Raw genomic sequence first — 19,403 nt, forward strand, 5'->3', positions numbered from 1 at the left:
AAAAAGCCCAATGCAAAGGAGAAAATACGATGAACCAAGAACTTATAACTGCGGTAGAAGCAATAAAAACAGCAATTTTACAGTCACAATATCAAGCCGCAAAAGAAACTACTCGTGTTCAACTCATTCTTTATTATGGAATTGGCCGCTATCTTTCCTCAAAAAAGGGCAAGAAAACATGGGGAACAAGTGTTCTTGAATCCATAAGTTCTCAACTAAGGAAGGAACTTCCTGGATTACGTGGGTTTTCAGCTTCAAATCTAAAAAATATGAGACTCTTTTATGAAAACTGGAGCTTCTTGGAAGATCAAAAATCGTCAGATATAACTGGCGAATTATCTGTATCTAATGCAAATTCGTCAGACGCGTCTGACGAATTAACAGCAATAATTCCAATTTCGGATTTTAAGCTTTCTGGAATAAATCTTGCAGACTTCCCTGTAGAAGACTTTTTTAAGGTTCCTTTTTCTCATCAGATAACCATTTTTAGCAAAGTCAAGAATCTTCAGGAACGCTACTATTACATACATCGTGTTGTAGAAGAAAACTTACAAGTAGATACTTTGGAAATCTTGATTAAAAAAGATGCTTACAAGCATCAGAAAGAACTTCCAAACAATTTTGATCGGACAATTACCCCAGCCTCTCTTGCTCGTAAAGCTGTTGAAATGTTCAAAGATGAATATCTCTTGGACTTTATAAATGTGGAAGAAATAGGCGAGCGCGATGCAGCTGATGTTGATGAACGAGTAGTAGAAAATGCAATTATTCATAACGTTAAAAACTTTATTATGACTTTTGGAAAGGATTTTGCATTTGTGGGTGATCAGTATCATCTTGAAGCTTTTAATGAAGAGTTCTTTTCTGACTTACTTTTCTTTAATCGCGAACTGAACTGCCTGGTTGTTGTTGAACTAAAGCGAGGAGAGTTTAAGCCCGCTTATCTTGGTCAGCTCAGTGCTTATTTGCGTATTGTTGACGATAAAATCAAAAAGCCTCATGAAAACCGCACAATTGGAATTGTTCTGTGTAAAAGTATGAACAAACAGTTTGCTGAATACGTTATTCAGGATTACGACAAACCAATGGGGGTAACAACTTACAAATCTCTTTCTGAAATGCCAGAAGATATGCAGAAAGTTCTGCCTGATTTGGATGATATTAAGAAGATTTTGTAAGAGAAATTGGATATGCAAACACTTGAATCAATACTTGAATCATACGCATTTGAAAAGATGCAAAATAACGGGCTACTCTTAATACCTCTTCCTACTGGTGCTGGAAAAAGTTATACCGTATTCAGTTTTATTCATAACGTGCTTGTTCAACAAAAGACGAATCAACAAATTCTATTTGTTACTTCATTAAAGAAGAATCTCCAGATAGGAGAGCTTGAAAAACATTTTACAACAGAAGTTGAAAAACAGATTTTCAAAGATAAAGTCATTCTTTTAAAATCAAATCTTGATTGTGTTCTTGATAATTTTTTAAATATAGATAAGAACATTCCTCTTCAAATTAAAGAAACTAGAGAGTACAAACAATTAAATGCAGCGATAAAATATTGTTTTGAAATGGAAAACAATGTACATTTCAGGACAAATTATCAGGTTATTGATACTGTAAAGAATAAAAAAGATGATATATATGATAAGTATGAACCAAATTTTAGACGAAAGATAAAAGCTATTATTAATGAGAAAGTTCCAATAAAATCAGGATATAAACAACGTCTAACTTTTGTAAAAGATAAAATGCCTTGGCTCTTGGAATTATATCCTCAGATATTATCGAATGAGAAACAAGTCTTTCTTATGAGCATGGATAAATTCTTATTAAGAAATGATACAATAGTTGATAAATCATATTTTGTTTATAAGAAACTTGCAAAAGACGCAATTGTATTTATTGATGAATTTGATGCAACAAAAGAAACAATCCTGAGTCGTTTGATTGATAATGCTACTGATTCAAGAATTGACTATGCGATTACTTATAAGATGATTCATGATACTCTTGAGCAGGGAATTTTTCCAAGAAACCTTACAACGCCATCTGAGATTACGAAGAAAAGATATGAACAAGGAGGATTGAGAAAAAGATTAGAAGATGTTATTCCAAACTTAAAAGAACGTTCTGATAAACTCTACAAGCAGTTTAACATGCAGTATTTCTTCAAGAACATTGAAACTGAAAATGAGGATGCTGCATTCTTATTTCAAGATATACATAGTATTGCAATTTCCAATAAAGATAACAAAAGTAGGATTGTTTTCAAAGAAAATGTATTATCAAATCTAAATGAAATATATTATTTAGACAGGAAAAGCCCGAGTGAATCTACAGACAATTCAAAAAGCTTTGTGTATATGGTTAAATCTGTTCGTGCATTTCTCCAAACGTTTAGTGCTTCAGTCCATATATTGGCACTTAATCTACAGCAATTACAAAATGAAAGCGGAATAGAAGATTATACATTAGAGGAAGCTATTCGTTCAGTTTTAGACATCTTTTTTTCAGGTGACTCTTTTACACGAATAAAAGAATACTTTGTAAAACAAATCCTACTTTATAGAAGTAATTTAGAAGAAAACAAGAAGAAGGAATTTGATGGTTCTTTTTTTGAAAATGGATTTTCTTACTATGTTATTGAAGATAATAACAATCATACTTTGCGTTCTGCAATTATGATGACTTCTTTGGAATCAACACCAGAAAGAATCCTGTTAGATGTATGCAAAAAAGCAAAAGTCTTTGGTATTTCTGCAACAGCCAACTACAATACCTTGATAGGTAATTATGCATTGGATGATTATATTATTCCAAAACTGAAGAAGCACTATTATCAATTAAATGAGTCTGAATATGAAGTTTTAGAGAAGCAATTTAATGAATCAATAAAACACTATGAAAAAGTGAAGATTCATACTTTACCTATAAATTCTGACTATAATTACAATCGAGATTCTTGGAAAACTGTTTTCAACAAGGATGAAGATTGCGAGGAAATATATAACATCCTAAATCAATCAATTCCAGCAACTTTTGACACAAATAATTACTTAAAAAACAGATATCTTAGAATTGCAAAAGTATTCAAAGTTTTTTTGGAAACAAAAGAAATCAAATCATTTTTATGTATGCTTACGAAGTTCCCTGATGATAAGAATGAACTAAATAAAGGAATACTCCAGAAACTATTTGAAAAACTATCTCATGGTTCAAAGCTTTTTGATGATACTGTTGTAATATTACGAAGTGGAAATGATTACGAAGTAACAAAGGAAGATTTATTAAATAAGTTAGCTCATGGAGAAAAAAAACTTGTTCTTTCTACGTATGCAACAATTGGGGCAGGTCAAAACCTACAATATAAAGTTTTGACGGATATAGAAACAGAGTTTATTAATGATTTTAAGCCATCAGAAGAAAAAGATTTTGATGCCATATATCTTGATAAACCAACAAACCTTATCAAACAACTCAGAGAATCAAATACAGAAGAAGACTTTACTGAATACCTTGCACAGTTGGAGTATTTGATGACTTCTGGTGAATTAAGTCGAAAACAAGTTTTTGGTTATGTAGAAGCTGGATTCAAATACCATTATTACAATTTAGAGAATAGAGTTATTGATGCTTCTAACATAGATAGTTCGACAAATCTTGCAGCAAAAGTGCTGGTACAGGCCGTTGGCCGATTATGCCGCACTAATAGAAAAAGTAAGAACATTTATATTTACTATGATGACGCAATCAAAGAGATTCTTAATGTAAATACTTGTAAAAAAAATCTCCTGAATCCTGAATTCCGGGAATTAATAAAAAACATAGGACAATCTCCAATACCTGATAAAACAATAGAAAGACTATCAGAAGAAGCTATTGAGAAATCTGAGGAAGCACTTTCTAGGATTATGAAGTATGTACAGGATGGCCGCAATGGGTGGAAGGATTATGCTATTGAACAATGGCAATTAATCCGCCATTGGGTTTTACAACATCCAACCTTATCACGAGAAGAATACAATAACTGTGATGATTTGTTCCAACCATTCTATATTGAATTACCAAAGAAAGGTAATAAGGTATGGTTCTCAAGAACAGGTGATTATAAGTCAATTAATGATATTTCTTTTGAACCTAAACCAAAGTACGAATGCGTATCGGCAGAATCAGCAAGATTAGAGAAGTTCTTGCATTTACCAGGAATTCTACAATTATTTGAAAATGAAGGTTTTGCAACTCAGTTCGTGGAGAAAGATTTTATTCTTTGCTCTCCAGTATTTACAAATATTTATAAAGGAGCACTTGGGGAATATACCGGTCGTGAAATATTGCGTTATCATGGAATCGAACTTGAAGAAATAACTAATCATGAATTCTTTGAGTTATTTGATTTTAAGATTCCTAATAAAGATATATATATTGATTTTAAACACTGGAATCATAATTCTGCATTTAGACCTTATGCAGGTGCATTAAGAGATCATATTTCAGAAAAATTAGACAGAGTGTCAGGGAAAAAAGCTATAATTATAAATTTATTTGCAAACAAAAAAGAGAGTCGTCCTTTTTTGACAAATGAAAGAATTATTGAAATTCCATTTCTTTTTGATGACATAACATTTAATGATAATACATTAGCTATTCAAAAATTGATTGACGATATCAAAAGGGAAATTTAATGATGAATGTAATTTTTAACAAAATTGATATAGATAACTCTTTTTTCAATTATGACAAAATAAACTCTCTTTATGATTTCTTTTTGATTGAAAATAAAGGCAATAGTTTTAAGCCTGATTCTGATATCCTATATGAACCATTAATCAGAACGAACGTTCTTGCCATTCAATACACAGCAGGGACAAGTTTTATTGTTCTTCTTAAAAAAGATAGACTAAATAAGTCATTTATCTTGGAAATACTTAATGAGTTTAATAAAGAAAATGACAACAATTTGACCCAGAAACAGTTATATGCACCATTTGAAAAATATCCTCATTCTATGTTGCAACTTTTCTTTAACTCGTTAGCAAAAAGTAGTTTTAATGAAAACTGCTTCAATATAGCTGGAAAACTGTATTACTTTTCGGAGATGTGTTCAAAACAAATCTATTGTATTGAATTCAAAATCAATTCTGATTATTCTTTTGAACTAAAATCAAAAACTTTTACAGAGGCTTTAGAAAAAAGCAAACAAAAAAGATTCATCCTTCAAGTGAATAACATTCTTGCACCGGCTAAAGAAAATACAAAGCAAAAAGCTTATGTGGAATTCCAATATAAGAATACCAAGCACTCGGTCTCATTTATAGAAACAAGAACCTTACAAGCTTTTGAAGCGTGTAAGACTGGAATTTTTGTAAGACTATTACAAAAGTTTGATAAATTATACGGAGATATAATTCAATTATATATAAAAACCGAAAGTGATTGGAATAAGCTAGATGTAAAATCTTCTTCAAGTCAAAAGGTTTCTCATATACGTTATCTAACGGGGCTAATTAAAGGAAATACACTTAATATCGTTGATAAAATTGGAAATAACGCTTCTAAATACTTTTGTGAACAGCTTAAGACATCATATGAAAACTTTTTCAATACTGCTGATTTAAAAATCAAACTATCTACAGAAGTTCAAAAAAATGCCTTGAATATCTGTGTTATACATAACAAAACTTATTATGAAATAAATACAGATGAAAAAGATACTTATGAAAACTCTTCAAAATATATAATACAGAATGTAACAATTGAAGATTTTGTAAAAGGGAAAAAACACGAAATATCAGAAGCTGCTTGTTTAGTTCTTATAAATGAACTAATCGTAAAGAAAGATTTAATTCAGAATCACAAAATCACAATAACAGATTGGTCATCTTTTGGCTTTAATAATGCCGTAGATTTTTGTTGGCATGAAAAAGAGATTATAAATGAGAAAACAAATGAAGGTATAAATCATTATTACTTCATGGAAATTAAGCCTGACGGTAGTTTTGAAATAGGTGAGAAATCGAAAGATTTATTCAATCAGGAAAAGTTTGAAAAAATAGAAGAAATTTTTGAGCTCAATAATATGAAGGCAGAAAGACATAACAAGTATAATGAAAAATACAAAGGTTGTGTTTTAAACGATAATGAAGAAATTAATATCATACAGGATACGCCTTTAATTATGATGCCGAATTCTTCAGAAATTTATGAAGATTTGAAGGTAGGCAAAATTAGCCGTAAAAAAGAAGATCTAATTAAATATTTTTTAGGCTGTTTGGATATCTATTATAAGGCAACTGAAGATAGCTTCTTATATTCAAGTGGGCAAATTGGAAGTGGAATGAATACTTCAATTGCAAGAGCTTCTCATATCCGAAAAATCATTCCTTACAAAGATTCACCTTTATTTTTTCAGAATTATTTAGAAACAATGAATGTAACATTTGTACGTAATGGACAGCTTACTGTTATTCCATTTCCTTTTAAATATCTAAGAGAATATGCAAAACTTTCTGGAAGAGGAATTAGATGACAACAATCGACACCCTATCATACTACAACACAAATACATCCTCTTTCGTTGAATCCACCCAGTCAGTTCAAATGACTGAAGCCTGGAACAGATTCACATCAATACTTGCATCTTCATCATTAATCTTAGACTTTGGTTGTGGCTCAGGCCGAGATACAAAGTACTTTCTTGAACATGGATACATAGTAGAAGCAATGGATGGCTCCGAAGAACTATGCAAAGCTGCAAGTAAATTTACTGGAATCACTGTAAAGCATCAGCTCTTTCAGGACTGGAAGTCAGAAGCAAAATACAACGGCATCTGGGCTTGTTCTTCAATTCTTCATCTGAATAAGAAGGAATTAAAACAGGTTATTGGTAATATAAAAGATGCGTTATTGCCTTCCGGAATCTTTTATACATCTTTCAAATATGGTAATTTTGAAGGAGAGCGCAATGGCCGCTACTTTACAGATTTGACTGAAGCATCTTTTGCAGAATTGATAAACGAAGTTACTGGTTTTGAAATTGTAGAAGAATGGATTACATCGGATGTAAGACCGGGTAGGGAAGAGGAAAAATGGCTGAATATAATACTCAAGAAAATATAGAACCATTAAACTCCATAACCGGGAACTGTAATCGGAGTAAACAGCTTTATTATCAGCTCAAAGAGGCTTTCAAAGATGCTGAACGCATAGATTTTATCGTTTCCTTTTTGATGGAATCTGGGATTAAAATGATTCTTCCGGATTTACGGGAAGCAGTTAATCGCGGTGTAAAAATCAGAATCCTTACTGGTAAATATCTTGGAATTACTCAGCCAACGGCTTTATATCTTTTGAAAAGTGAATTTGGTGATAAGATTGATTTGCGATTTTACTACACACAAAATGAACAGTCATTTCATCCAAAGGCATATTTCTTCCACAAGCAATATGGCAGCGATGTTTTTGTAGGCTCTTCAAATATCTCCCGAAGTGCTTTGACAAACGGGGTAGAGTGGAACTACAGATTGAACAGTAATCAGAATCAGGCTGACTTTGATGAGTTTTATAAAACATTTGAAAATTTGTTTAACAATCATTCTGTTGTAATTGATGATGAACAGCTTAAAGAATATGCAAAGAACTGGCATAAACCAGCAGTTGCAAAAGATTTGGATCGTTATAAAGATTCTACAGCAAAAACTATTTCTTATGGATACAGCGTTGCTGAGGCAACACCTTCTTATTCAGTTGTTGCTGAAAAATCAGTTGAATATAAAATAGGAAAAACAGATTATATAACCTGTGAACCACGTGGAGTTCAAATTGAAGCGCTTTATGCTTTGGAGCAGTCTCGTAAAGAAGGTGCAGATAGAGGCCTTATTCAGGCTGCAACAGGTATAGGAAAGACTTATCTTGCTGCTTTTGATTCAAAAAATTATAAGCACGTTTTATTCGTAGCTCATAGAGAAGAAATTATTAATCAGGCTGCTACATCTTTTGCAAATGTTCGTCGCAGTAATGACTACGGCTTTTTCAATGGTAAAGTTCATGATACTAACAAGGCTGTAATTTTTGCTTCTGTTGCTTCACTTGGAAAAGATGAATATCTGAATAATGAGTTCTTTACTCCAGATTATTTTGATTACATTGTGGTGGATGAATTCCATCATGCAGTAAATAAACAATACGAAAAAATCATTGAATACTTTAAGCCAAAATTTTTGCTTGGTCTTACAGCGACGCCAGAAAGAACTGATGGAAGAAGTATCTACGAAATATGCGATTACAATGTTCCCTATGAAATCAATTTATACCAGGCAATAAACCGTGGAATACTTGTTCCTTTCCATTATTATGGTATTTATGATGAAACTGATTATTCAGGATTGAAGTTTGTAAAAGGCGATTATCTTGAATCTGAATTGAATGTCACATATTTAAATAATAGTGTTCGTGACAATCTGATTTATAAACACTATCTGAAATATCATTCGCGAAAAGCATTGGGATTCTGCTGTTCTCGCATCCATGCTGAATATATGGCCGGCGTTTTTACCAAGAAAGGAATTCCTGCAGTTGCAGTTTACAGTAATGCAGATGGGGAGTATTCAGAAGATAGAGCCCAGGCAATTAAGATGTTGGAAGAGGGGAGAATCAAAATCATCTTCTGCGTTGATATGTTTAATGAAGGTGTTGATATTCCAGAAGTCGATATGGTTATGTTCCTGCGTCCAACCCAATCCGGAATTGTTTTTCTGCAGCAACTTGGCCGTGGGTTACGTACATCTAAGGGAAAAGAATACCTGAATGTTCTGGATTTTATTGGAAACTACAGATTTGCAGGCAAGAATATCTCTCTTCTTTCTGAACAGAAATATACAGGTAGTTTAAGTCAGTTATATGCAGAAACTCATTATCCTGATGGCTGCCTTGTTGATTTTGATATGGAATTGATTGATTTGTTTGAGCGAATGGAAAAACGTACACAATCTATTCATCAGACAATTCAGAATGAGTTTAACAGAATCAAAGAATTGCTTGATAAAGTTCCAACACGCATGGAGCTTTTTACTTACATGGATGAAGAAATCTACAATCTATGTCTTTCTAATGCAAAAGAAAATCCTTTCAGAGATTATCTTGGATTTTTGGAAAACGAAAGTCTTTTGACGGAAGAAGAAAAGTCTATCCATAATTCAATTGCTGGAGATTTCCTAATTGAACTTGAAAGAACTTCTATGACTCGTTCCTATAAGATGCCAGTTCTGTATTCTTTTATTGGAAAGGATTCTATCCGACAGGCAGTGACAGAAGAAGAGCTTTTGCAGAAGTGGAAAGAGTTCTTTGCAAAGAATAGAAACTGGAAAGATCTACCTAAAGTTGAATCATACCAGGATTATTTGAAAATCACAGATAAGGCTCATCTGGATAATATAAAAAAGAACCCAGTGAACTTTTTGAAGCAGTCTGCTCCGGATTTCTTTGTTTCAAATGATTCTGCATTAATTGCATTAAGTGATAAATTGACTCCTTTTCTGGCAAATCCAGTTTTTGCCGAACAAGTAAAAGATATTGTTGATTACAGAACAATTCATTATTACAGTAAGAAGTATAGAGATAGCATCAAAACTCCTATTGAGTATACAATATCCGATCCAGAATATTTGATGGTTGCTGACTCTGGAGAGAAGAAATAACATGAAACTTTTATTCAATGATAATGACACAATTATTAAAGAAGCGCTTCTGAAGGAAGCACATAATAAAGAAGTCTTAATTGCAACTGCATTTTTCTCTAATTCAAATCTTATTGAACAATTCATAAAGAATAATTGTAAAATTAAAATGATTATTCGACTCAACAAAGGGTCTTCTGCTACAGAACTTCCGTAGATGGAAAGAAGTTATATGAGCTCCCTTTAATGCAACCAGGAATAAAAAGAAATTATGATAACAAAGCCTGTGAATGGGTTGCAAGAGTTGAATGGATAAAGACAGTAAGTAGGGAAGATGCATTTTTCTATTCGGGTATCTTTGTCTCAAGAAATACAGTTTGTAAAATAGATAGAGAGAAATATAAAGAGACACTTGATTTCTTATTTGAGAAATTTGAAATTTAAAAACACAGTACCAAAGTCGAATAAATAGCCTAAAAACTTTTTATAGAAAATGTAAATACTTTAATAATCAATTACTTAATGGTAAAATATAATTTAGATAGAAACAATGCAGCTCGGATGGATAGATTTTTCTAAAACAGCAAGAAATAAAATATTATCTGTACTCTCTCTTCCTGAATTACAAGATACAGTTGATGAATTAGGAATTGGAACAATAAGAGATGGTTTCTCAAATACATTTTTCCCAGGTTCTTCAACCATCCAAACAAGGGCAAAATATTTTTTTATTGTTCCATATGCATTAATTGATTTAGAAAGAACATTGCCTAAAAGACAAGCGGATTTTTACAACCAGCTATATGATATTGAAAGAAAATGCGGAGAAAAACTTGTAAATGAACTACAAGTATCAGATGGTGTAATAGGTGTAAGATCTATAAAAAGAGGTGAATGGGTTCAAAGGAAGCCTTCTGATATTTATTGGGCAGGTCTAAGAGAATATAAAATATTTCTCGGTGATACTCTGTCAGAATATTGCGATTATCTATATGCTCAAGAAATTGAAATTAAGCAGCAAAAAGATTCATCTAACGTAAATGATGATAAAAATAATAAATTGTATAAGCGTTCCTTTTGGAATATACCAACATATACTAAAGATTGGTTTAATAAGCTTGATATTGATTTATCAAAAAAAGAAGCTGAATTTTTGAAAGATATGATAATATCTTCAAATAGAGATTCTATGCTTTCATATATTCTGCAAAAGAATATGAAAGAAATCTTAAAATGTAAGACTTTTGAAGAAATCAAGACTTTTATAACTCTATTTCCAGAAAAAATTCAATCTGATTTCCATCATGCAGTATCTTTCTCTCAATTTAACTATATTCTTAGGGTTTTATATAATGATATAATTTATAAGCATAATAACAATGAAGCAAACAATTTCTTGAATAACCATAAAAATAATCTAAATAAATTTGCTAAAATAGATATCAATGAAATTTTAGTTTCTGCAAATTTGTATAATAATGACGTTTTATTAAGTGATTTTTTACAAGATTGTAAAGATGCTATGTTAGAAAATAATATTGAAAAACTTGAAGCATTAATTGTGGAACGAGAAAGAGATATAAAAGGCGATAATAGAGCAAGAACAATCATAGGAGTAGAAGATAAATCACAAGATGATTCTGCACAAATCTGGTTTGGGGGAAGAGAATTAAACTATAGATTTACTGATAGAAATGTAAAATCTATATTAAACGATATTTTTACTGGTCTCGAAAAATAAACATGTTAGATCCTAAAACTGATAGACTTGATTATGGACAATTATTATCTCCCAAGAAAGATGAAATTTTTGATTTTGCTATTGGAACAACATATTCATTAGATTTAGCTGCACTTACAGGAATATGTATGTCGCTTGGCTTATCCCAGGAAACAGACAGTTCGCTTTTAGATAACCCTTTATTTACATTAGAGGCAATTAATGCAACTTGTGATAAAATGTGTGTTTTATGTGAAGCTGGACAAATATCATTAAAGCAAAAGGCCACTTCTTTATATACTTTATTACAAGATTCTATATTCCAGATTTCACTTCCTAAGAAAAATAAAGCTGGATATTATGCATTTCATCCAAAGTTTTGGCTCATAAGGTATAAGGTTTTAAATAATAATTTAAATAACAATTATTCCTATAGACTTGTTATTCTTAGTCGCAATATTACTTTTGATAGAAGTTGGGATCTTGCTGTTTGTTTTGAAAGTTCCCATGAGAGTAATAAAAAGCAGATTCAACCGATACAAGACTTTCTTAAGTATTTAAATACATTTATTCAAGAAGAAAATAATGACAAAGCATTAAAAGTAAATGAATTAATTTCTCAATTAGATGATATTAGCTTTGCATTAAACTCAGATATCTTTAAATATGTATCGTTTTATCCAACTGGTTTTGATAAAAATCATTCTGCTTCTAACTTAGGTTTATATACTAATAATTCTGATAATCTCTTAATTATGTCTCCCTTTATTTCACCTGATATAATTAAACATTTTAATAGTCAAATATGCAAAAAAAACGAAAATATTTTAATTACCCGTTTAGAAGAAATACATAAATTAAAGGCAATCAAAGATTTTGCTTTTGATGTATATGCGATGGACCATAAAATAGTTATGGGAGAATATTACTTATCTGAGGCAAAAAAAGGAAAAAATGAAGATTCCTACAATGAAACAGAAAACACTCTCAGTAAACAAGATATACACGCAAAATTATATTTTATTAAACAAGGAAATGACATAAATCTTTATATAGGTTCTCATAATGCCTCCACAAATGCTTTTGGAATAAGACAGCAGGATGAATTATATAGTAATATTGAATTCATGGTTTGTTTATCTACGACCACTGATTTGTTAAATTTTGATAATTTGAAACAATCCATTTTTGGCGAAGAAAAAGAGTGTCCATTCAAATTAATTACAAATTTTGATTTATATAAAGAAGATCTTCAAGAGAAAGATTCAAAGGAATTGAATAATGATATGAAACTATTTATTCGCAGTGAACACACTGCACAAGTTTCCTATGATCAGGAAACTTGTTTATATACGATAAGTCTAAATATCAATATTAAGGAACATTATAAAAACACGATTCAGATTACTCCTTTATTAATCCATAATTATAAAGAGATCAATAGCTTAATTGAGTATAAAGATATTCCCGTACTATACCTTTCAGAGCTTTTTCTTATAAAAATATCTAATACAAAAGAAAGTATCGAACGAATAATTAAAATTAAACTTTCTGGTGATGTTCCTAAAAATCAGAAATCCACAATAATGGCAAATATCATACAAGACAGGAAAACGCTATTTAGTTTAATTTCAATCATGTTGGATGATAATTATGTAAAAACAAAATATGAATTAAAAGATATTGAACATTTCAATCAAGTCAATGCTTTTGATAAAAAGATTATATATCCTGCACTTTATGAAAAACTACTAAAAGCAGTAGCAAATCCTAAGAAAAGACATATTATTAAACAAATTGATAACCTAATTGTAAAACTAACAAATGAAAATGATCTGATTGATAATGATTTTATCCAGTTCTATTCCATATTTAAGAGTGTTTTAAATGAAAGATACGAATAATTTGAATGATGATTTCGAAGATATAAAGAATGATATCTTTTCAGAATTAAAGAATTTTCAAATTGATACAATTAACGAAATAGAGAATAAATATGAGGTCGGAATTAGACGGGTATTGGTTTCTGATGAAGTAGGCTTGGGAAAAACTTTAGTTGCAAAAGGTGTTATTGTAAAACGAGCAATATTTTTAAGAGAGAAAGGGTATCCTCACATTAGTATTATTTATGTTTGTTCAAATAGTTCTATTTGTGGTCAGAATCTAAAAAAATTAAGAATATCAAATAACGTTTTAATAGATAATACACAATCCTCTAGATTATCTATGCAGCATTTACAAATCTTTAATAGAGAAATTAATATTAAAGAGAATAATAACTATATTAGTCTGATACCATTAACACCATCGACCTCTTTTAAAATTACAGGTTCAGGATTAAAAGAGGAGAGAGCATTAATATATGTACTATTAAAAGAATGGAGGAAAAAGAATACTTCACAAATATCTGAGCAGGAACTTGAAAGCTTAAAAAATAAAATGATGATTGCTGCTCGCTCTAATTGGGACTCAGCGATTAAAGAAGAGACTGAAGCAGTTAGAACTTGCAACAAAAAAACGAATGGAGAATATCTCTCTTATATGATTAATATGATTTCAAATCATATTAATACAATTCCACCAAAAACATTAATTAATGATGGCGATAAAACTTATTTACAATATATAAAAGAGTTATGTAATAATACGCGAGAAGATATAATAAAAATTACAAGTATACTCCGATATTTATTTGCCGACATTAGCTTAGAAAGACTCCGACCAGATTTAGTTATACTTGATGAATTTCAAAGATTTAATGATTTATTAGTACAAAACAAAAAATCAGAAACAACAGAAGAAGAAAAGGAAGCATCTGATTTACATCTATTATGTGAGAAATTCTTTAATGCATCTGAAACAAATGTTCTCTTACTATCTGCAACCCCATACAAAATGTATGCATCATTAGATGAAATTGAAGAGAATCAATTAGATGAACATTTTGAAGAATTCTATGAATTGATGTATTTCCTACGTGATAGTTCTGAATCTCAAATAGAATTTAAAAATATTTGGGATAATTATTCAAAATTACTTAAAGAAGGGCATTATTCAAACAAGGATTTTTTAATTGCTAAAGAAAAAGCACAAGAGGCATTGTTTAATAATATTTGTAGAACAGAAAGAATTTCTACAAAAAATGTTACAGATCTTATAGAATCAACTAATTATAAGAAACCATTCAAGATTACAAGAGAAGATGTAATAAGTTATATTGAAGCACAAAATACTTTAAATATATTACACATAGAATCAATCGTTCCTGTAGATTATTCAAAATCCTGTCCATTTTTACTTTCTTTTATGAAAGACTATAAAATGAAACAAAGTATAGAACAAAAAGCTACGCAAACTGTCAATCATGATGAAATAGATAATCTTTCGAATTCTCATCTATGGCTTAGTCATGAGGATATTAATGAATACAAAAAAATAAATTCTTATAATTCTAGATTTGAAAATCTAAAAACATCTGTATTTAAAAACGATTCTCATTTGTTATTATGGATTCCACCATCAATTCCATATTACGATTTTGGAGGAGTTTTTGCAAAACAAAAACATTTTTCAAAAACATTAATCTTTTCGGCATGGGAAATGGTTCCTCGAATGGCATCAAGTTTGTTATCTTACGAAGAAGACAGACTTACAGTACACGTAGTAGCCGAGAAAAATAAGACAAATAAAAAATCATATTTTTTAAATGATATAGCTGAAGAAGATGATGATGAAAAAAAACAAAAGAAGAGATACCCACCTCCTCGTTTAAATCTAAAAACAAAGAAGGAAAAAGAAAATAACAGAATCCAGGCAGTATCACTAACATTATTTACACACTTATACCCATCAGAAACTTTATGTAATCTGTATTCTCCATCAACATGGCTTAACAAAAACGTATCTGATCTAGAAGTAATAAAAACTTCAATTAAAACAACTCTTAGAACGAAAATGGAGAAATTAAGATTACCCCAAAAGAAAGGAAATGATAGAAAATGGTATTATTTGATACCAATGTTGTTGGATTCTAAAAGTTATGTTGATAAATGGTTTTGTGCTGTAGAACGATTGATACAAGAAGCGTCAAATAAAGAAAGAAAACCTCTAGAAATATACTTTAACGAATTACAGTATTGGTATAATTGTGCTTATGAAAAAAAATATCAGTTATTTGGCGGCATACCAGCTGATATAGATGAAATGCTATCCATTATGACATTAGCTTCCCCAGCAACATGTATAAGACGTTCATATCTTGTATACAAAACAGATTTCGATTTATCTTTCCCAACAGAGTTTGCAAAAGGTTTTCTTAATCGTATGGACAAACCAGAAGCATTATCTATAGTTGAATTATCTACTACAAATAAGAAAATAAAAGATGATGATCACTGGAGAAATCTTTTAAATTATTGTCTAGACGGAAATTTCCAGGCATTGTTAGATGAATATTGTCATGTTTTATCAAATAATGAAAATCTAAAAGATAAATTTTTTATTAATAATTTACATACTTCATTAATTGATTCATTGAGAATTCATACTGCAAGATACTCTTTTGATACCCATGAAGATTTTAAGAACAGATGTTTAAGTAAAAAAAGTAATAAAAAAGTTTCAAAGATAAGAACGCATTATGCAGTTTCTTTTACACAAGGAGATGGTAATGAAACAGATACCAATCGTAAAGAAAGTGTTAGAAAAGCATTTAATTCACCATTCTGGCCTTTTATTCTAATTTCCACATCAGTTGGACAAGAGGGATTAGATTTTCATAACTATTGTCGAAAAATTGTACATTGGAACTTACCAGGAAATCCAATTGATTTGGAACAAAGAGAAGGACGAATTAATCGCTATGAATGTTTAGCTATTAGACAAAATATTGCTCAAAGATATAGCTCATTTGCAAAGTATTCAAATGATATATGGAAATCTATTTTTGATATAGCAGCACAATTTGAAAATCCAGAAAAAAAATCTCAAATTATTCCACATTGGGGATTAACACATAAAGATAATATGATAAAAATTGAAAGAAGTGTGCTAATGTATCCATATAGTTTAGATGAAGAAAACTATAACAGACTCACTAGAATCTTGGCATTATATAGACTAACCTTAGGACAACCACGGCAAGAAGAATTAATAAATTTTTTATCTGAAAATTGTAAAGATTTAGAAGAATGTAAAAATATGGCAATGAATTTAAGTCCTTATGAAAGAAATCACAATTAAATTTTTTTTGCGACATTTATTTTTAAAGTGACACAATCGTTCCCTCAAACACCTTCTTCACAATATGAACGGGTAGGGGGAGTTCAAAGTCTATTTTTTGCAGGAGGCGCTGCTCTTCCAGGGAGTATTTGACTTTGTCTTCGGTGTACATAATGCCGGTGAAATTGTTGATTGCAATCTGCATGTTGAGAGATTCGACAAACTTGTAGGTCCAGCCGGGTTTTTGTTCCATAGTTTACTGCACGTTTTTCAACATCTTTTTGAGTTCGGCTTTGTAGGCTTCCTTTAGCTCTGGCGGATTCAGAATCTGGACTGCAGAGCCGAAGCGGAGAATCCAGTAAAGGGATTCCTGGAACTGATTTGACTCGAATCTGAGATAGACACTTCCATCCTCGTTCTGGCGGCAAACCTGATTTTTGTGCCAGGTGCGTTCGAGGATATAGGTATTAATTGATTTATCAAAAAGCAGTTCGATTTTGATAGCTTCGTTTTCGTTGTTCCAGATTCCAAAGTATGGGTCGATGTGAACCTTTTTTTCGTAATCGGGATCAGGAGTAAAAGCATCGCAAAGCACAATATTCTTCATGCGTGAAAGATTGTAGGTGCTGTATTTATTGTGTTTATGGCAGAAGCCGATAGCATACCAGTCGCCTTTCTGACAGTATATCTTGTAGGGATCAAGCGAGTGGGGTGTATGCTCGGTACTGCTGATAGAACGGTAGCCAAAGCTGATGGTTTTGTGTTGTTTGATAGCTTCGAAAATCTTATGGAAAACATCACTGTCGATATTTGGAATCGGGTCAGATATAAACTGAACTTCGTTGAGCAGGGAAGTCTGCACCTGGACCTGATTTGGAAGTATCTGAGAAATTGTGTCGTAAACTTTTGTGATAGTTTCCTTGAGTGGTGTATTGTCATAGCGCTCGAGTAGGGGAAGAATGCCAGCCATAGCCACAACTTCACCTTCGCTCACAAGAACGTTGCGCACAAAGAAGGTTTCGTCAGTAAAGTAATAGCCCTTGCGTAAACGGTCATATTCAATTGGAGCATTGTAATAAAGCTTGAGCTCATCGATGTCGCGAAGAATGGTTCGTCTTGAAACTTCGAGCTCCTTCATAAGACGTTCAACGCTCGGGTATGTCAGATTTTGAATTGCTTTTTCCAGCTGCAGGAGCCTGAGTGATTTTACGTGACTTTCTCTTTGTTTGTTTTTCATAATTGATTATTATAGCACACAAATTAAGAAAATCTTTGATAATTATTCAAAATCACTTGTAAAATCAAACTCAGGCGTGTTCTTTTAATCTACGAAGAGTGCAAGCTTTTCAACATTTGGATAAGTTACCGACAAGAAGCTCTTAGGTAGCTTCCAGGACTTCTTTGAGATTTCCTTCTTACCACAGAAATGCTGCCAGCCCATGAAATATTCCTTTGGAGAAAAAAGGGCAATTACATGGCCAGTCTTTTCGTCCTTTCTCATGGTCCTATTAAAAACCAGGTTTATGGCATCTTCAATATTACGAGGATCATCGTTAGATTCCGAAAGGATTTCTTCCTTGATTTCCTCTGATAATACTGCAGGCAAAAACTCCTTTTCCATATTGTTGTATACAAGCCAGTTCTGATAAAAGCTATCTATTACGCAAGCCTTAAGCTGGTCATGAGTATAATCTGGAATCTGAAAAACTCTTAATCGGTTTATGATTGGTGCAGGGACATTTTCAAGCGTATTTGCAGTAAAAATATAATTTACCCCAGAAGCATCAACATTTATTCCAATGAAATTATCAAAGAAACGGCGAGCTGTATTTTTTTCAAGAATGGAATAGAATACCGTCTCAATACTATAATCTTCATCTTGATGAATCTTATCAAGCTCATCAAAATGAATTATAGGATTCTTTAAGGGACCATGCTCCTCGTTCTTAAACATTGCTTCTATGAGAAGCCCATGTTTTGCATGGTTATAGCTAGGATCACTTCCTGTAACGGCAAAGTGAGGCATGCCATTTCCCAAATCGATTTTGACAGCCTTATGGCCAAGCAATATCATACAAAGCTCTGTTACAAAGCTGGTTTTACCACAGCCAGGCCCACCAACTAATACTATAGGACGAAAGACCAACTCTTTGTACTTTCTTAAACGAGAGGCCTCAAAACACTGTACAAGGTAATCAATTACCTCTGACATATTTGGATATTTATTTTTTAATTGGATTAACTGCTCTTTTTTCTCTGAGCTTACTGTTATATAACAAACCTTTCCTTGAAGCTTCTCTATATTAGCCCTTACCTCATCTTCTCTTGTATAACAATTTGCCAGATGAAGCTCAGCTTCGTGCTCATTAATAAGAGATTCTTCTGCATCTTCTTTTCCAAACCAGCCTGGTATCTTTGAATTATTTGAAAGGTATCTTATAGACTTTCCGTTGCAGAATGGACAGCTATCTTCACCTCTTTTTACCTTTTTACCAAAAGAAAACTTCTTACAAGCTTTGCAGTACTTTAAGGAAACATCAGAGTTATCCATAAATTTAAGAGTACCATCCTCAAAGATTCTTATCATATTGTGAGGGGCTTGCTCTGCAGTCTTCGAATTTGGGATTAAAGTTTCATCTTCATAAATAATAAAGGTTCCTTCTTCAATGGAAAAAACTCCATCTTTGTTATAATAGTTAGCCTTGATGTTGAGTTCATCAAGTACCTCTGCCAGTCTTCTTTGTACTTCTGTCTTATATTCCATATCATTTCTCCTCTGCCTGGAT

General features: G+C 31.6%; 13 protein-coding genes. 10 read left to right on the forward strand and 3 right to left on the reverse strand.

Features of this window, described 5'->3' with window-relative positions; all coding sequences use genetic code 11:
* Nucleotides 1–29: 29 nt before the first annotated feature.
* The 10 genes from G626_RS0107125 (at nucleotide 30) to G626_RS0107170 (ending at nucleotide 16,638) form a co-directional block, all read left to right on the forward strand.
* Nucleotides 30–1,178, forward strand: coding sequence for a PDDEXK nuclease domain-containing protein (locus G626_RS0107125; protein ID WP_022932099.1), 1,149 nt, complete (start codon nucleotides 30–32; stop codon nucleotides 1,176–1,178).
* A 12-nt stretch (nucleotides 1,179–1,190) separates the two neighbouring features.
* On the forward strand, nucleotides 1,191–4,688 hold the full coding sequence (locus tag G626_RS0107130) for a hypothetical protein (RefSeq protein WP_022932100.1): 3,498 nt from the start codon (nucleotides 1,191–1,193) through the stop codon (nucleotides 4,686–4,688).
* Nucleotides 4,688–6,532, forward strand: coding sequence for a hypothetical protein (locus tag G626_RS0107135; protein ID WP_022932101.1), 1,845 nt, complete (start codon nucleotides 4,688–4,690; stop codon nucleotides 6,530–6,532). The genes G626_RS0107130 and G626_RS0107135 overlap by 1 nt, the downstream gene beginning before the upstream one ends.
* The gene (locus tag G626_RS0107140) at nucleotides 6,529–7,122 is read left to right on the forward strand and encodes a class I SAM-dependent DNA methyltransferase (RefSeq protein ID WP_022932102.1); all 594 of its coding nucleotides are present in this window, start codon (nucleotides 6,529–6,531) and stop codon (nucleotides 7,120–7,122) included. The genes G626_RS0107135 and G626_RS0107140 overlap by 4 nt, the downstream gene beginning before the upstream one ends.
* Nucleotides 7,092–9,698 carry a DEAD/DEAH box helicase family protein gene (locus G626_RS15735; RefSeq protein WP_022932103.1) on the forward strand — a complete coding sequence of 869 codons (2,607 nt, stop codon included), beginning with the start codon at nucleotides 7,092–7,094 and terminating at the stop codon, nucleotides 9,696–9,698. The genes G626_RS0107140 and G626_RS15735 overlap by 31 nt, the downstream gene beginning before the upstream one ends.
* A gap of 1 nt (nucleotide 9,699) precedes the next feature.
* Nucleotides 9,700–9,894 (forward strand): hypothetical protein, encoded by a 195-nt coding sequence (locus G626_RS0107150; RefSeq protein WP_022932104.1) that lies wholly within the window; start codon nucleotides 9,700–9,702, stop codon nucleotides 9,892–9,894.
* Between the two features lie 29 nt (nucleotides 9,895–9,923).
* Nucleotides 9,924–10,121, forward strand: coding sequence for a hypothetical protein (locus G626_RS0107155; protein WP_022932105.1), 198 nt, complete (start codon nucleotides 9,924–9,926; stop codon nucleotides 10,119–10,121).
* Between the two features lie 106 nt (nucleotides 10,122–10,227).
* Nucleotides 10,228–11,418, forward strand: a complete 1,191-nt coding sequence (locus tag G626_RS0107160) for a DUF6361 family protein (RefSeq protein WP_022932106.1) — start codon at nucleotides 10,228–10,230, stop codon at nucleotides 11,416–11,418.
* A 2-nt stretch (nucleotides 11,419–11,420) separates the two neighbouring features.
* Complete coding sequence (locus G626_RS0107165) at nucleotides 11,421–13,301, forward strand: phospholipase D-like domain-containing protein (RefSeq protein ID WP_022932107.1); 1,881 nt, start codon at nucleotides 11,421–11,423, stop codon at nucleotides 13,299–13,301.
* Nucleotides 13,285–16,638, forward strand: coding sequence for a DEAD/DEAH box helicase (locus G626_RS0107170; RefSeq protein WP_022932108.1), 3,354 nt, complete (start codon nucleotides 13,285–13,287; stop codon nucleotides 16,636–16,638). The genes G626_RS0107165 and G626_RS0107170 overlap by 17 nt, the downstream gene beginning before the upstream one ends.
* 22 nt (nucleotides 16,639–16,660) lie before the next feature.
* Here G626_RS0107170 and G626_RS0107175 read toward each other — a convergent pair whose 3' ends face one another.
* The 3 genes from G626_RS0107175 to G626_RS0107185 form a co-directional block, all read right to left on the reverse strand.
* Nucleotides 16,661–16,870 (reverse strand): hypothetical protein, encoded by a 210-nt coding sequence (locus tag G626_RS0107175; protein WP_022932109.1) that lies wholly within the window; start codon nucleotides 16,868–16,870, stop codon nucleotides 16,661–16,663.
* Nucleotides 16,871–16,873: 3 nt separating this feature from the next.
* A complete protein-coding gene (locus tag G626_RS0107180) occupies nucleotides 16,874–17,854 on the reverse strand; it encodes a helix-turn-helix transcriptional regulator (protein WP_022932110.1) in 981 nt (326 codons plus the stop codon).
* A gap of 84 nt (nucleotides 17,855–17,938) precedes the next feature.
* Nucleotides 17,939–19,381: an AAA family ATPase gene (locus tag G626_RS0107185; RefSeq protein ID WP_022932111.1), complete on the reverse strand. Its 1,443-nt coding sequence runs from the start codon at nucleotides 19,379–19,381 to the stop codon at nucleotides 17,939–17,941.
* Nucleotides 19,382–19,403: the final 22 nt, after the last annotated feature.

Source organism: Treponema bryantii NK4A124, from assembly GCF_000421345.1.
Taxonomy (GTDB): domain Bacteria; phylum Spirochaetota; class Spirochaetia; order Treponematales; family Treponemataceae; genus Treponema_D; species Treponema_D bryantii_B.

Bases quoted from the DNA above. Each gene is read 5' to 3' on its own strand.
- G626_RS15735 (WP_022932103.1), top strand. From the start codon at position 7,092: ATGGCTGAATATAATACTCAAGAAAATATAGAACCATTAAACTCCATA.
- G626_RS0107135 (WP_022932101.1), top strand. From the start codon at position 4,688: ATGATGAATGTAATTTTTAACAAAATTGATATAGATAACTCTTTTTTC.
- G626_RS0107130 (WP_022932100.1), top strand. From the start codon at position 1,191: ATGCAAACACTTGAATCAATACTTGAATCATACGCATTTGAAAAGATG.
- G626_RS0107180 (WP_022932110.1), bottom strand. From the start codon at position 17,854: ATGAAAAACAAACAAAGAGAAAGTCACGTAAAATCACTCAGGCTCCTG.
- G626_RS0107140 (WP_022932102.1), top strand. From the start codon at position 6,529: ATGACAACAATCGACACCCTATCATACTACAACACAAATACATCCTCT.
- G626_RS0107165 (WP_022932107.1), top strand. From the start codon at position 11,421: ATGTTAGATCCTAAAACTGATAGACTTGATTATGGACAATTATTATCT.
- G626_RS0107160 (WP_022932106.1), top strand. From the start codon at position 10,228: ATGCAGCTCGGATGGATAGATTTTTCTAAAACAGCAAGAAATAAAATA.
- G626_RS0107185 (WP_022932111.1), bottom strand. From the start codon at position 19,381: ATGGAATATAAGACAGAAGTACAAAGAAGACTGGCAGAGGTACTTGAT.
- G626_RS0107150 (WP_022932104.1), top strand. From the start codon at position 9,700: ATGAAACTTTTATTCAATGATAATGACACAATTATTAAAGAAGCGCTT.
- G626_RS0107170 (WP_022932108.1), top strand. From the start codon at position 13,285: ATGAAAGATACGAATAATTTGAATGATGATTTCGAAGATATAAAGAAT.
- G626_RS0107155 (WP_022932105.1), top strand. From the start codon at position 9,924: ATGCAACCAGGAATAAAAAGAAATTATGATAACAAAGCCTGTGAATGG.
- G626_RS0107175 (WP_022932109.1), bottom strand. From the start codon at position 16,870: ATGGAACAAAAACCCGGCTGGACCTACAAGTTTGTCGAATCTCTCAAC.
- G626_RS0107125 (WP_022932099.1), top strand. From the start codon at position 30: ATGAACCAAGAACTTATAACTGCGGTAGAAGCAATAAAAACAGCAATT.